The organism is Trinickia fusca, from assembly GCF_003628145.1.
Lineage (GTDB): Bacteria > Pseudomonadota > Gammaproteobacteria > Burkholderiales > Burkholderiaceae > Trinickia > Trinickia fusca.
Genome location: NZ_RBZV01000006.1, coordinates 13,146 through 26,411, shown reverse-complemented (window position 1 = coordinate 26,411; position 13,266 = coordinate 13,146). Strand labels below are relative to the sequence as shown.

The following is a 13,266-nucleotide window of genomic DNA, read 5'->3' as shown; positions in this document are numbered from 1 at the left end:
GGTTCCCCGCCCTCGCCAGCATCAACCTTGCCAGTTCGCGAACCCTGTCTATACTTTGAAAAATACGAAGAATCGATTAGCGCGATTCAACCTGTTCGACGATCTCCCGTTCACGAAGACGCAGTCGCTGCCGCGATAGCAACAAGCGATTTCAGCCACGCATGAGCGGTGCCTCCGTCATGCGTGCCGCGATGAACTGCCGACACGCTGACTGCCGTCCGGCTGCCGTGGCGTGTCCGTATCCAACGTACCCGATATCCGTTGTCGGCCGTGTTCGACACGGAGAGCAACCGAGGAGGCGCGTATGGCGGAGCAGATTGAACAACGTGAGTCCCTGGCGTTGATGCATCAGATGGGGCTCAACAACGGCAGCATCGAGCGCCGTAAGAAAATCGTCGGGCTCGAGCCCTCCGATGTGGCTCGAATCGCGGCGATCAAGGATCTGGTGGTGCGTCGGGCCGAGGACTATTCGGCGACGTTATTCGAGCACCTTTCGGGCCTCGATGAAGCTCGCAAGCTGTTCGACAATCGCGCGCTGCTGGACAAGGCAAGGCGGCTCGAGGTCGAGCACGTCCATGGCCTCGTATCGGGCGACTACGGCATGAAGTACGTCGAACAGCGCCTCGAGCTGGGCCTGCTCTACGCTTTGGCGGGACTGGAGACGAGCGTCTTCCTCGGGGCTTTCCATCAACTGCTGCGGCTCGTCGGAAGCCACGTCATCAGGCATTCGGAGCATACGCCTCTCGATGCGTTCGACGCCTTCATGTCGTTGAAGAAAGTCGCGTTCTTCGACGTCGGGCTCATCATCGATGTGCTGGTGTTCGAGCGCGAGCGCGTCATCCGTCAGCAACAGGAAGCGATTCGAGAGCTGTCGACACCGGTGCTGCAGTTGCGTGACCGCCTGCTCATGCTGCCGATCATCGGCGTCATCGACACCTACCGGGCCCGGCTCATCACCGAAAATCTCCTCGAGGCCATCCGGGCACGCCGCGCCAAAGTCGCCGTCATGGACATCACGGGGGTGGCGACGATCGATTCGCGCGTCGCGAACCACATCCTGCAAACCGTGACCGCGGCACGCCTCATGGGCGCGCAGGTGATCGTGACAGGCATCACCGCCCCGGTTGCGCAGTCGCTGGTCGCGCTCGGCATCGAGCTCAGCAAGCTCGATACGGTCGGCGATCTCCAGGGGGGCATCGAGCTGGCCGAGCAAACCCTCGGCTATCGCGTTCAACAAAGCGACGCGACCGTGCCTCGCATCAACGGAATCCACGGAGCGAGCTGATATCGTGACCGTTCCTATCCTCAAGCAAGGCGGTGTGCTTATCGCGTCGATCCAGTCAGCGCTTTCGGATCAGGACCTCGTGCAGCTCAGGGATGACTTCGCGGATCAAGTCGGGCGCCTGCGTATCCAGGGCGTCATCATCGACGTGACGGCGCTCGACGTCCTCGATTCCTTCGCCACCCGAACGGTGCGGGGCATTGCCTATGTTGCGAAGCTGCGTGGGGCAACTACAGTCGTCGTCGGGATTCAGCCCGAGGTGGCGTTCGCGATGGTGCAGTTGGGATTGTCGCTCGACGGCGTGGCGACAGCGCTGGATCTCGAAGAGGGCCTCGCGCATCTGAACGATACCGCGAACGGGAGCCCTGGCTATGCCAGTTGAAATTCGCGTCCCGATCGAGCGCGATGAGGACGTCGTCATCGCCCGTCAGAAAGGGCGTGAACTCGCCGCGGCGGCTGGATTTTCGATGACGGACCGGACCATCATCGCGCTCGCGATCTCCGAGATCGCCCGCAATATCGTCAGCTACGCCCACCGTGGCGAGGTCATGCTGCGTCAGCTCGATGACGGTACACGCGTCGGCATTCTGATCGTCGCCGAGGACGAGGGGCCCGGCATCGCCGATATCGAACTGGCGATGCGCGACGGCTACTCGACGGCGAAGAGCCTCGGCGTCGGCCTGCCGGGAACGAAGCGGATCATGGACGAGTTCGAATTGACTTCCATACTCGGCAAGGGAACGACGGTCACGATGAAACGGTGGCTGCGATGACGCTCTCTCCCACGCCCGCCAAGCCGGTCATCGAGTGGGGATGGGCCGGCCGCGCACTGATCGAGCCGTCGGGAGACCTGCACGTCGTCGTCGAGTTCGACGGCGGCGCCGTGGTGGCCCTGCTCGACGGCCTCGGGCACGGGTTCGAAGCGGCCGAGGCCGTACGGGCCGCGGTCCCGTCCATCGAAGCTCATGCGCGCGAGCCAGTCCTGGACCTGGTGCTGCAATGCCATACGGCGCTGCGCAAGACCCGCGGCGCCGTGATGACCGTGGCATCGTTCAGTTCGCTGGATTCGTCGATGACGTGGACTGGCGTCGGCAACGTCGACGGTATCCTCGTTCGCGCACGCGACGCCCCCGAGGCGCGTAACGAGGCGATTTCGGTGCGGGGAGGCGTCGTCGGCTTCCGCCTTCCCCCGTTGCGTGCAGACCGGCTGGCGGTATCGCGAGGCGACACGCTCGTCATGGCAACCGATGGCATTCACAGTGCGTTCGTGGAAGGCGTGGCGATTCGGTTCAGTCCTCAGGAGCTGGCCGAGTCGATCCTCGCCAGATATGCCAAAGGAACGGACGACGCCCACGTCCTGGTGGCCCGCTACCTCGGAGCAAGCCCATGACGGTACGGCTTGACGCGCTCCGCGCCGAGTACCTTGCGGGCCTTCGAACTTTTCTCGAGCACGGGGACGAAGCCGCGCTGACCTATGCCTACGAACTCGGCAGGCGCGCGCTGAACGACGGGCTGGGGCTGCTCGACATGGCGGCGATTCACCGCGCGGCGCTCGATGCGCTCGTTCTCGGGGTTGCGCTGGACGAGCGACAGCGGTTCATGGAGGCCGTAACGGCGTTTTTCAACGAGCTGCTTGCGCCATTCGAAATGTCGATCGAGGGCTACCGTGCCGCCCTGACGGCAAGCGAGGAGCGATTCGAGCTGGCCGTGCGAGGCGCGACCGCGGGGCTTTGGGACTGGCGTCCACAGACCGATGAGGTCTACTTTTCGCCTCACTTCAAGCGCATCATGGGTTATGAGGATGACGAACTACCCAATGAGCGACAAGCGCTTTTGAACGCCATCCACCCGGACGACTTCGGCCGGGTAACGGAGGCGCTGCAAACGCATCTCGAGCGCCGCACGACCTATGACGTGGAATATCGCGTGCGCACGAAGGCCGGTGAGTTCCGCTGGGTCCAATCTCGCGGGCAGGCGTTGTGGCGTGACGCGGGTGAGGCGTATCGGATGGTCGGTTGGATCGTCGACATCACGGATCGCAAACGTGACGAGGAAGCGCTGCGGGTCTCGCGTGAAGAGCTGCGGCGTTTGTCCGCGCACATCCAGCATATTCGTGAGGAAGAAAAGGCCCGTATCGCCCGTGAATTGCACGATGACCTGGGGCAGCAGTTGACCGCCCTGAAGATGGCGGCATCACTGTTGGAGTATCAAGGCAATGAGGTGCCCTCTTCGACGCCGCCGACGGATGCGCTCAATGGCATGTATGCGTTGATCGACCAGTTGCTCGACTCGGTGCGGCGGATCGCGGCCGATCTGCATCCGGCCATGCTCGACGATCTCGGGCTGATTCCCGCGATCGACGCGCTGATCGACGAGTTTTCGGCGCGGTATCGGATGCGCGTCGTGCGCCATATCGATGTGCATGCGATCACGTTCAATCGGGAATGCCGGATCGAAGTGTTTCGAATGGTTCAGGAAGCGCTGACGAACGTCGCCCGGCACTCCGGCGCGACCGAGGTCGTGTTCGAGATGGTTCGCGACGACCCGCACTGCATTGTGCGGATCGCCGACAACGGCCGCGGCGCGGCGCACAACGACCGTCCGGGTCGGCACTCTTTTGGCCTGCTCGGGATGCGCGAACGCGCCGCGTTGCTCGGCGGCGAGATCCGCATCAGTACGTCGCCGGGCTCGGGTTTTGCGTTGACCGCCATCCTGCCGCTCACGGCAGTCGAAGCGAGAGATGAATTGAGCGAGTTGAGTGAATCGAGCAAGCCGGCACGCTCCGCGACGAGCAGGCGCGATGACTAGTTCGCTCAAATCGAATGCTGGGTGTCGCCATTCCACTGCGTCAGCGTGACTTTCACGCCGGAGCCGACGATCGACTCGATCTCGAACTCGTCGACCAGGCACTTTGCGCCGGCCAGTCCCAAACCCAGCCCGCCTTTTGTCGAGTACCCATCCTCCATCGCGCGTGCGATGTCAGGAATGCCGGGGCCTTCGTCACGCGCCACGACGACGATGCCGTGGCGCAGCCCATCCGCGATCAGGCAGAAGGACAGCTCCCCGCTGCCCGCGTGCACGACGATGTTGCGTGCAATTTCCGTGACGGCAGTCGCCAGTGCCGCGATCCTGGTTTCCGGAAAGGCCCCTCGTAAGCCGATTTCGCGAACGACTTGGCGAGCCCAGGCGACGTCGGATTCGCCATGCACGAAAATGCGGACACCTTCCCCGAGTGTTCGACGCTCAATCATGGCGTCGCCCCTTCGACCTGCGTGCGGTGCAAGGCCATGCGGGCCTCTGGGTAATGGCGTTGATGCATCCTACCACCCTGGGGCGGCGGGCGCGCACCCATGCCGCGCCCTTGCCATGTTTATGCCGCCACGGCAACCAGTGGCTCGCCTGCACGTGCCTCGCGATGGGTGAGAACCGGTAGCGCGCGCGTCACCGCGAGTTCGATGCGCTGCGCGAGGCTCGCTGCGCTGACGCGGTAGTTGGTGAAGTCATCGTCGACGGCGTAGATCCCCACCGGTAACGTCATCGCCTGAAAGAAGGCGAACAATGCGCGCAACGGGTGATCGACGACGAGCGCATGACGATGGCTGCCGCCGGCTGCGGCGAGCAGTACGGGAACGTCGATGAGCGCGTCCTGATCGACGAGGTCGAACAGATGCTTGAACAGACCGGAATACGAAGCGCGATAAACCGGGCTCGCGACAACGAGGAGATCGGCGGTTTCGATCTTGTTCAGCGCCGCGGTAAGCTCCGCCGGAGGGCGGCCCGTTTGCAGCGCCGAGCCGAGATGCGGCGCGAGCTGGCCAAGTTCGAGTGTCGTCGTCTTCACCGGTAGTACGCGACCGATCTCTTCCACGATGGCCTCGACAAGCGTCAAGGTACGCGATGGCTTGCCGAAACCGCCTGACACAGCCGTCACTTGCAGCACGCTACTCATTGCTCGAACTCCTCAAGATTCTGAATGGTCGGTTGCCACACCGGCCGGGTCCTGCGGCTGTATGCGACAGGCCGCATCAAAGTTTCGTGCTCAGCGACATCGGCGATCTCGTGTACGCTGCGATGCGTCGCATCATGACGGCGTTGGCGACCTCGTCGAGCACGGCCTCGGTTGCGTCCACGTGCCATCCATAGTCATCGGCCTGACTGGACGCCTCGAACGTTCCCGCGCAGGCGAGATCGAACGCGATGCCTGCCGGCCTCTCCCACCCGCTGCCGAGTTCGGACAGCACCGTTCGCACGCACTGCGCGAGCCGCGCCGAGGGCACTCTGCCCGCCCCCAGATCGAGCACGGTTCGCTGCAGGTTGCAGGCGTCGAGCCGTGCATCGTGCGCCATCCGCTCGATGGACACGTCATGCCGATACGGCAGCAACCAGCCGAGGCTTCGCGGATCGAGGAGCGCGTCGAGAAAGCGCGGCGGCCACGGCCTCGTGCCGTCGCAGAGCGACCAGGTGGAAAGCAAAATCGGCCCCTGCTCGCCGAGTTCGCTGCCTTGTGCGACTTCGGCCGCGAGTGGCAAGCCGATCGGCTCGATGGCAGCGGGCTCCAGCCGAGCGGGCTCATCACTGCCATCGGATCGGGCAAGGAGCAAGAGCAGTTCGAGCTCGCTATCGTAGCTTTCACGCAGGCGCGCAAGCCAAGCGAGCGAGTCGGCGTCGAAGCACTTCGGCTCCCGCAAGCGCAGCATGACGATCACCCGATCGTCGCGACCCGCGAAGATCGCCCCGAGTTCGCGCGAGACGCGCTCAAGCATGATTGGCATGTCGAGACTCCGGTTGAGTAGCGCAAGACCCAAGCACCGTGACCGACCGGGCCGCATCACGCATCACCTGCAACGCGTCGAGAAGATCGGCATGTTGCGGATGGCAAGCGACTTCAAGAAAGAACCGATAGGCCCATAGCTCCGTTTTTAGCGGACGCGAATCGATCCGCGTTACGGCAATGTGCCGCTCGGCGAGCGGTTCGAGTACGCTGTTCAGCGCGCCGGCGCGATTGTCGAGCTCAAGGCAAAGCAGCGTGCGCTCATCGTCTTGCCGTGCCGCGCGAGGTTTCGCAATCACCCAGAAACGCGTGCTGTTGATCTGTTCGTCTTGAATGTCAGGCGCAATCACCGCCAGCCCGTAGTGGTCGGCGGCTCGGCGATTGGCGATGGCCGCAAGCGCGGGGGTTTGCGCCGCGAGTTGCGCGGCATGCGCATTGCTCGATACGGCGCGCCGCTCCGCGGCCGGCAGACACGCGTCCAGCCAGCGCCGGCACTGGGCGAGTGCCTGGGCGTGTCCTGCGACGCATGTGATGTCCGCCAGACCGGCATCTTTGGAAAGCAAGCAATGAGCGATCGGCAACACCACGTCGCCGATTACGCTAACCGTCGTGTCGAGCACGAGATCGAGCGTGCGGACAATCGTGCCCTCGGTCGAGTTCTCGACCGGCACGACGCCGTAGCGTGCACGGCCGCCGGTGACGGCGGCGAACACCGCATCCACGCTCTCGCAAGCGAGCGCTCTTGCGGCGCACCCGAAGTGGGCGAACATGGCCTCTTCCGTGTAGGTGCCACGTGGACCGAGAAACGCGACGACACGCTCCTCCTGCACCGATCGGCTCGCGTCGAATATCGCGCTCCATATCGTTCGGACGTGCGCGGGGCTCAAAAGCTCCGTGCTACGTTCACCGAGGGCGGCGACGATCTCGCGTTCGCGCCCGGGTTGGTAGACGCACGCGCCGGAAGCCCGCTTTGCCTCGCCGATGCGCCGGGCATGATCCTGACGCAGATTCAACAGCGTCAAAAGCTTGTCGTCGATCGACGAAATCTCCACCCGGCTACGCGCAATCTGTTCGTCCGGCGAGAGAACCAGCGCCAATGCAAGCTCGCTCATCTGAAGTCCTGTTCGAAGAAGGTGTGACGCGGGCAAACGTGAGCAGGCGGCGCGAGCCACCGAGGCTCGCGCTTTGCCGCGTCACGCTGCCTCGCACCGGAGGCGCTCGACGCCTCAAGCGGCGATACGGTCCATACGCAGTGCCAGCGCTTCGGCTTGGCGGACGAGTCGTCGCTCGCGCGCCGCCAATGCGAGTCCGTCGAGGCAGGCGACGGTGTCGTCCCAGCCGAGACAGCTATCGGTAATGCTCTGTCCGTAGACGAGCGCCGCGTTCTCGCCGACGTTCTGCCGACCTTCGACCAGGTTGGACTCGATCATGACGCCGACGATGCGAAGATCGCCGCAGGCCATCTGCACGGCCACGGACTCGCAGACGCGCAACTGATTTTCGTGGCGCTTGCTGCTGTTGCCGTGGCTTGCGTCGATGACTACCCGCTCCATGACGCCCGCCGCGGCGAGGGCGTGGCATGCCTCGTCGACGCTCTTGGCGTCATAGTTCGGCACCTTCCCGCCGCGGAGCACGAGGTGGCTCTCACGATTGCCCGCGCTGGTCATCTTCCTGTATTCGCCTTGCTCATCGACGCCGAGATAGCGGTGCGAATGACTCGCTGCGCGGATCGCATCGATGGCCACTTGCACGTTCCCGTCCGTGCCGTTCTTGAAGCCGATGGCGCAAGGCAAGCTCGAGGCCAGTTCACGATGCACCTGCGACTCCGTCGTACGCGCACCGATGGCGCCCCAGCTCACGAGATCGGCGAGGTAGTGCGGCGTGATGGGATCGAGGAATTCCGTTGCCACGGGCAGGCCCATCGAGGTGATATCGAGCAACAGCTTGCGCGCGAGATGCAGCCCGTGCTCGATGTCGAAGCTCCCGTCGAGCATCGGGTCGTTGATGAGCCCCTTCCAGCCGACCGTCGTTCGAGGTTTTTCGAAGTACACGCGCATGACGATCTCGAGGTCCTCGCCGAACCGCTCGCGTTCGCTCACGAGCCGCTCGGCATACTCGAGCGCGCTCTCCGGGTCATGGATCGAGCATGGTCCGACGATCGCGAGCAACTTGTCGCTCTCGCCACGCAAGACATGATCCACGGCGGCACGCGAGCCGATGACGCATTGGCGGCTCATCGGTCCGACCGGCAGTTGTTGCTTCAGTTCTACTGGCTTAACAATCTTGTCGTTCACCGCCCTTCCCCACTGATAACCGTTGAAGACATTTGCATGCTCCCTTGGTGGAGGCCTATACGACCCGGTCGGCGCATGCTGCCCGTGTGAATGGCCAGTTAGGCGGCCAGTCGTTGCATCTGGTTGAAGATGTTCTTGCGATGCATCTCCTCGGTCCCGCCCACGCTGGCGAAGCCCAGCGCGTTTTTCATCAGCTCGGCGACGCTGCCGTTGTGGTAGCCGAGACTGCCGTAGAGCTTCACGAGGCTCGTCGCGCTGGCGATCAGATCCTCTGCGCCGACGAGCTTCGCAATCGAGCACGTCATCAAGGCTTCAGCGTGGCCATTCAGGAGCTGCGAGAGCGCGCCGTAGGCGACCCACCGCGAGCGCGCGAGGCCGATGCGCATATCGACGAGACGCTTCTGCACGTACTGGTGCGAATCGATCGTGCTCTTGAAGCTGTCACGCGTCGCCGCATAGCGCATCGCGTCGTCCAGGTACGGCGTGATGAGATTCGCGGCCACGAGGCCGTAATACAGGCGGCCGAGCGAGATGATGTCGATGAGCGTAGAGAGCCCCCGGCCCGGCACACCGAGCACGCTCGAATGCGGAACATGAACATCGCGGAAGTGGAGTTCGCCCGTCGGCAGATTGCGGTTGCCGAGCTTGTCGTCGACACGACCGGAAGTCAGGCCCGGCGTGTCGCGATCGAGCAGCACGAGCGCGATGTTGCTCGACTCCCGGTCGTTGAGTCGGCAGACGAGCAGCGCGAAATCCATGATCGGCGCATGCGCGATGTTGAACTTGCTGCCGTTCAGCAGGTAGCCGTCCGCTGTTTCAGTGAGCGAGGTCGAGATGCTTCTCACATCCGTTCCCGTCGTCGGCTCGGCGATGCCCGTCGCACTCACGTCGCCGCGCAAAATGGCCTCGAGGTAGTGCGCTTTCTGGCTCGGGCTGCCGTGACGCACGAGTCCCCGCACCATACCGGCTTGCGCGATGACCGACAGCAGCAGCTCCGGCGTGCGGATCGACGACGATAGGCCCTCGAGCGCCGCCGTGAAAGACCACCAGTCGCTGGCGCCGTTCGCATCGGCCGGCACGATGAGCCGCCAGATCCCTTCGTCACGGAGCAGGTTCCAGCCGTCGAAATCGAAACCCTCCGGCTCGGCACGCTTCGCATCGGCGATTTCCTTGCCAATGGACGAATATTTATTTCGGATATCTAATTGCTCTGCTGTCAAGTCGAACAACATATATTCCTCTCAGCTATCTTTTTGTCATGCCCGATCGAGACACCGAACATGGCATCGGTGTCCCGACCGATCTCGATGCCAACACGCTTGCGACGAGGCGTACCCGAACGCGTCAGTTCGCCTGATAGTCCAGCACTTGCTTTTTGAACTCTTCCGGCACGACCGTCGTGCGATTGCTCTCGTAATCGAACATCACGTGCGTCGAGATGCCCTTGGCGACGATCGCGTTCGGATCGTCGTGACGAAGCATGAGGTGCTCCATTTCGAAACTCTTCGTGCCGAACTTGGTGATGCGGCTCTTGACGTCGATAGCCTGGCCGAAGAACGCGGGCTGGACGTATTCGCACGAGGTCTTGACCATGATGTGCGGGAGCTTTTGATCGCGCGGCAGATCGAGCAGGTCGAACATGTAGCTCAAGTAAGCGTGCTGGAGATAATCGTAATAAACGGGACTGCTTACGTGGCCCATCGAATCCGTATCGCGATATTTGATTTCGATGTGTGTCGTATAGCCGTTGTCGCCCATAGCTGCCTCGGTAAAAAGTTTGAAGAGTGGTTCGCGTGCCACCGCGTCAGGCGGTGCATGAATTCAGGCTGGTGTAGGGAACAAGTAATGTACCCGTTGCGAATATTATTTAGTCGATGTATGGCCGGCAACTCGCATTTCGTGAGGGACGTCTGTCACGATTGACGCACTATCGAGGTGCCGCGAGTGAGGTGTTCAGGGAATGGTAGCGGCATCAAAATGCACTGGATGCACGCTTCCAAGGTCAACTTGGAAACAGTTCGCACTCCTATGATCTGTTGCAAGGAACCGTGCTACTCGCATTTGACATGCAGCGAAGCTGCTTTCGTGAGCAATCTCTACGCAGATCTGGAACAGTTACTCGAATTCGGTAATTATTGCTCTTGGTAAAATAAATTACCGAAAGTATCGTTGAATTGCTTCGATTTCATAGGAATAAGGTAAAAATATGACCTGCTACGTCATATTTATACTGCTCGAAGATTTGGAGGGGCACCGGCGCGGAGCAAAGTAAGCGCGTGAGCGCCCGTGCATCGTTGATATCATTGGGAAAAATGACGCACCTCAAATGCTCATTTTGCGAGTGATACTCATTTCGGGTTTGATATGGTAGGCTACCTCAAACGCATATATCCTCACCGGCCCAATCCCGAGAAACCGCAGAAGCTGTAACTCAATAGACGGTCTGCGGGATGGTAGCCCTATGCGTCGTCAACACTGAATAATTATCGAGGGCCGCCGCTATGAAAGATTTACCGCTCCCGCGCAAGAGACCACAGCAAGCGAGATCCGGGCAAATGGTCGAGTTAATTTTGGAGGCGACTGCGCGTTTGCTCGCGGAAAAGGGGTATGCAGCGACAACGACCAATTTGGTAGCCGATCGCGCAGGGGTGAGCGTCGGTTCTGTGTACCAGTATTTTCCGAACAAGGCCTCGCTCGTCGCCTCGCTTCACGAGCGACACGCCTCGCAGACGCTCAACGCGATCGAGAGAGCTGTGAATGCGCCTTATGCACAAAGCCTCGAGGACCACATCCAGGCCGTGGTACGCGCGTTGTTGGCCGAACACGAGACGGCGCCCGCCTTGCACAAGGTGCTCGAGCGGGAGTTCTCCTTCTTCGATGCGCCTAGGGATCAGTGCGCGGCCGATTGCCAAATTCACGGGCAGATCCGCGGGTTGCTCGATGCGCACCGGGATGAAATCGCTTCGCGCGATCTGGAGCTTTCGGCGTGGGCTTTCATGACGATTGCCGAAGCGATGGTGCATGCGGCCATCATCGATCCGCCCGCGCGGTTCAGCGCGGACGAGCTCGAGAAGATGATCTGCAGCGTCATCGTCGGCTTTCTGAAGTACTCACCCAATGAGGTGTCCCGTGAATTCCGTCCGGATTACGAAGGTAGCGGGCGTACTCAAGAATCGACGGCGACATTTAGTTAATCTGATCAGATAGCCCAGTCTCATCCAAGCGTGGCGTGTGCGCGTTCGCGCGCCGCCACCATGGTGCTCAGCAACGCATGGCGCTTCAGGATGCGTTTGGCCGAGTTGTAGCTCGGGTACTCCACGACGAGCCCATCGACGTCGGCTCGGCTGCGGCCTTCGAGCAAGGCCGCTTCGAACGCGGCGATCTGCTTGTGAGCCGCCGCAACCTGCTCGTCAGAGGGAGTGGACGCCCGATTCGTCATCGCGACGAGATCGGCATTCACGACCGCCTTCGCCTTGTAGCCGATCGCTCGCGAGGTTCGCAGATCCGCTTGCGCGCCGTCGTGATCCGAAAACGTATAGGGCGAATCGATCGCCAAGACGCCGGCGGCCGCGCATTCGAGCAGGAAACGCGAGCGCGGATAGAAAAGCTCGGCCCCGTCGCGCTGGCGGTCGGCGCCAAGGTCGACCACCATGTCTTCGGTGCCGACCAGCATGGCCGGAATGCGCTTGCTTGCCTGCGCGATCTCGATGGCGCGCACGATCCCCAGTGCGCTCTCGATGTTCGGCACGATGTGCGTCGATCCGGCGGGGATCGCAAGGTGTGCCTCCCAGCGCGTAATCTCCGCCGCCAAGGCCTCCATTTGCGCGGGGCTCTCGACCTTCGACATCATGACTACCGCGGGTCGCCCTGGCATTACACCCGCCAGGTCGTCGAGCCCACACGTTTCCAGCGGGTTGATCCGGACGGCGGGCACGACACCGCGCCGTCTCCATTCGTTCATGACTTGAGGCGCAATCTCCCGCGCTTTCGGCCGCAAGGCGGCCGGCGTGAAGTCCTCGAGCTCCTGCACGAGGACGTCGGCACCGGTGGTCGGCGCAGCGATGAGCGCGTCCATGTCGGCACCGGGCAGAAAGAGCCACGAGCGCATCGGCTCGAAAGGATTGTCGATCGAAATCGCCATGAGCGTTACTACTCCTAGTAAGAAAAGCCCTACAGCATCGTCAAGCCGCCGTCGACCGGCAGCGTCGTGCCCGTGATGAATGACGCGCGCTTCGAGAGGAACCACACGATCGCCTCGGCCGCCTCTTGCGCGCCGCCCTCGCGGCGCAATGCCGTCATGCCGCGAAAGCGCTCGATCTGTCCGGGCTCCGTGGTCGTTTGATCGAGCATCGGCGTGCGGACGACCGCCGGCGCGATACCGTTCACGTTGATGCCCAACGCCCCGAGCTCACGCGCCAGCGTCTTGGTGAGCGAAATGACGCCGCCCTTGCTCGCCGCGTAGGCGACCGTGCCCGCGAGGCCACCCCCGCGAATACCGGCTACGCTCGAGACGGTGCAAATGCGGGAGCCCGGGCGCATCACGGCGGCGGCTTCTCGAATCGGCAGAAACGTGCCGAGCACATTGACGTTGAGCACTTCGAGGAAGCGCTCGGTCGAGAGCTTCGCCCACTCGGTCGTATCGACGACGCCGGCGCAGGTCGCCAGCGCATCGATGCGGCCGCGCCACGCCACGATCTCGCGAAACGCGGAGACGACGGCCGCCTCGTCGCACACGTCGAGACAGAACGACCGATGCCTCACGCCGAGCTCGGCCACGAGGTCCGCCAAGCGCGCTTCGTCCCGATCCAAACAGGCGATGTCGTAGCCCTCGCGGGCGAGCAATCGGGCCGTGGCCGATCCAATGCCGCTGGCCGCGCCGGTGATGACGGCAACTTGTCGTTCTCTGTCGCGCACGTTAG

General features: G+C 62.5%; 15 protein-coding genes. 6 read left to right on the top strand and 9 right to left on the bottom strand.

Going from position 1 to position 13,266, the window contains the following annotated elements; genetic code table 11:
• The first annotated feature begins 304 nt into the window (after positions 1-304).
• Genes D7S89_RS15655 through D7S89_RS15635 form a run of 5 tightly spaced genes read left to right on the top strand, consistent with a single transcriptional unit; the run spans position 305 to position 4,090 of the window.
• Positions 305-1,285, top strand: coding sequence for a protoglobin domain-containing protein (locus D7S89_RS15655; RefSeq protein ID WP_220702160.1), 981 nt, complete (start codon positions 305-307; stop codon positions 1,283-1,285).
• A gap of 4 nt (positions 1,286-1,289) precedes the next feature.
• On the top strand, positions 1,290-1,664 hold the full coding sequence (locus D7S89_RS15650; protein ID WP_121278635.1) for an STAS domain-containing protein: 375 nt from the start codon (positions 1,290-1,292) through the stop codon (positions 1,662-1,664).
• Positions 1,654-2,055 (top strand): anti-sigma regulatory factor, encoded by a 402-nt coding sequence (locus tag D7S89_RS15645; RefSeq protein ID WP_121278634.1) that lies wholly within the window; start codon positions 1,654-1,656, stop codon positions 2,053-2,055. The genes D7S89_RS15650 and D7S89_RS15645 overlap by 11 nt, the downstream gene beginning before the upstream one ends.
• Positions 2,052-2,672 carry a SpoIIE family protein phosphatase gene (locus D7S89_RS15640; RefSeq protein ID WP_121278990.1) on the top strand — a complete coding sequence of 207 codons (621 nt, stop codon included), beginning with the start codon at positions 2,052-2,054 and terminating at the stop codon, positions 2,670-2,672. The genes D7S89_RS15645 and D7S89_RS15640 overlap by 4 nt, the downstream gene beginning before the upstream one ends.
• Entirely contained in the window at positions 2,669-4,090 is a 1,422-nt protein-coding gene (locus tag D7S89_RS15635; protein WP_121278633.1) for a PAS domain-containing protein, read from the top strand. Before D7S89_RS15640 ends, D7S89_RS15635 begins: the two co-directional genes overlap by 4 nt.
• A gap of 5 nt (positions 4,091-4,095) precedes the next feature.
• On the opposite strand, the gene D7S89_RS15630 is transcribed toward D7S89_RS15635, so the two are convergent.
• The 7 genes from D7S89_RS15630 to D7S89_RS15600 all read right to left on the bottom strand — a co-directional run bounded on the left by D7S89_RS15630 (position 4,096) and on the right by D7S89_RS15600 (position 10,105).
• Positions 4,096-4,533: an anti-sigma regulatory factor gene (locus D7S89_RS15630; RefSeq protein ID WP_121278632.1), complete on the bottom strand. Its 438-nt coding sequence runs from the start codon at positions 4,531-4,533 to the stop codon at positions 4,096-4,098.
• Between the two features lie 119 nt (positions 4,534-4,652).
• Positions 4,653-5,231, bottom strand: coding sequence for an FMN reductase (gene msuE / locus D7S89_RS15625; protein ID WP_121278631.1), 579 nt, complete (start codon positions 5,229-5,231; stop codon positions 4,653-4,655).
• A 76-nt stretch (positions 5,232-5,307) separates the two neighbouring features.
• Entirely contained in the window at positions 5,308-6,054 is a 747-nt protein-coding gene (locus tag D7S89_RS15620) for a hypothetical protein (RefSeq protein ID WP_147426670.1), read from the bottom strand.
• Positions 6,038-7,165: a prephenate dehydratase gene (gene pheA, locus D7S89_RS15615; RefSeq protein ID WP_121278629.1), complete on the bottom strand. Its 1,128-nt coding sequence runs from the start codon at positions 7,163-7,165 to the stop codon at positions 6,038-6,040. The genes D7S89_RS15620 and pheA overlap by 17 nt, the downstream gene beginning before the upstream one ends.
• Positions 7,166-7,279: 114 nt before the next feature.
• A complete protein-coding gene (locus tag D7S89_RS15610) occupies positions 7,280-8,347 on the bottom strand; it encodes a 3-deoxy-7-phosphoheptulonate synthase (RefSeq protein WP_121278628.1) in 1,068 nt (355 codons plus the stop codon).
• 98 nt (positions 8,348-8,445) lie between these two features.
• Positions 8,446-9,579 (bottom strand): acyl-CoA dehydrogenase family protein, encoded by a 1,134-nt coding sequence (locus D7S89_RS15605; RefSeq protein WP_121278627.1) that lies wholly within the window; start codon positions 9,577-9,579, stop codon positions 8,446-8,448.
• 112 nt (positions 9,580-9,691) lie between these two features.
• On the bottom strand, positions 9,692-10,105 hold the full coding sequence (locus D7S89_RS15600) for an acyl-CoA thioesterase (RefSeq protein ID WP_245982950.1): 414 nt from the start codon (positions 10,103-10,105) through the stop codon (positions 9,692-9,694).
• Positions 10,106-10,848: 743 nt separating this feature from the next.
• Here D7S89_RS15600 and D7S89_RS15595 point away from each other — a divergent pair.
• Positions 10,849-11,541, top strand: a complete 693-nt coding sequence (locus D7S89_RS15595; RefSeq protein ID WP_121278626.1) for a TetR/AcrR family transcriptional regulator — start codon at positions 10,849-10,851, stop codon at positions 11,539-11,541.
• Positions 11,542-11,561: 20 nt separating this feature from the next.
• Here the strand turns inward: D7S89_RS15595 and D7S89_RS15590 are convergent, their stop codons facing one another.
• Entirely contained in the window at positions 11,562-12,488 is a 927-nt protein-coding gene (locus D7S89_RS15590) for an HpcH/HpaI aldolase/citrate lyase family protein (RefSeq protein ID WP_121278625.1), read from the bottom strand.
• Positions 12,489-12,517: 29 nt separating this feature from the next.
• Entirely contained in the window at positions 12,518-13,261 is a 744-nt protein-coding gene (locus D7S89_RS15585) for an SDR family NAD(P)-dependent oxidoreductase (protein ID WP_121278624.1), read from the bottom strand.
• Positions 13,262-13,266: the final 5 nt, after the last annotated feature.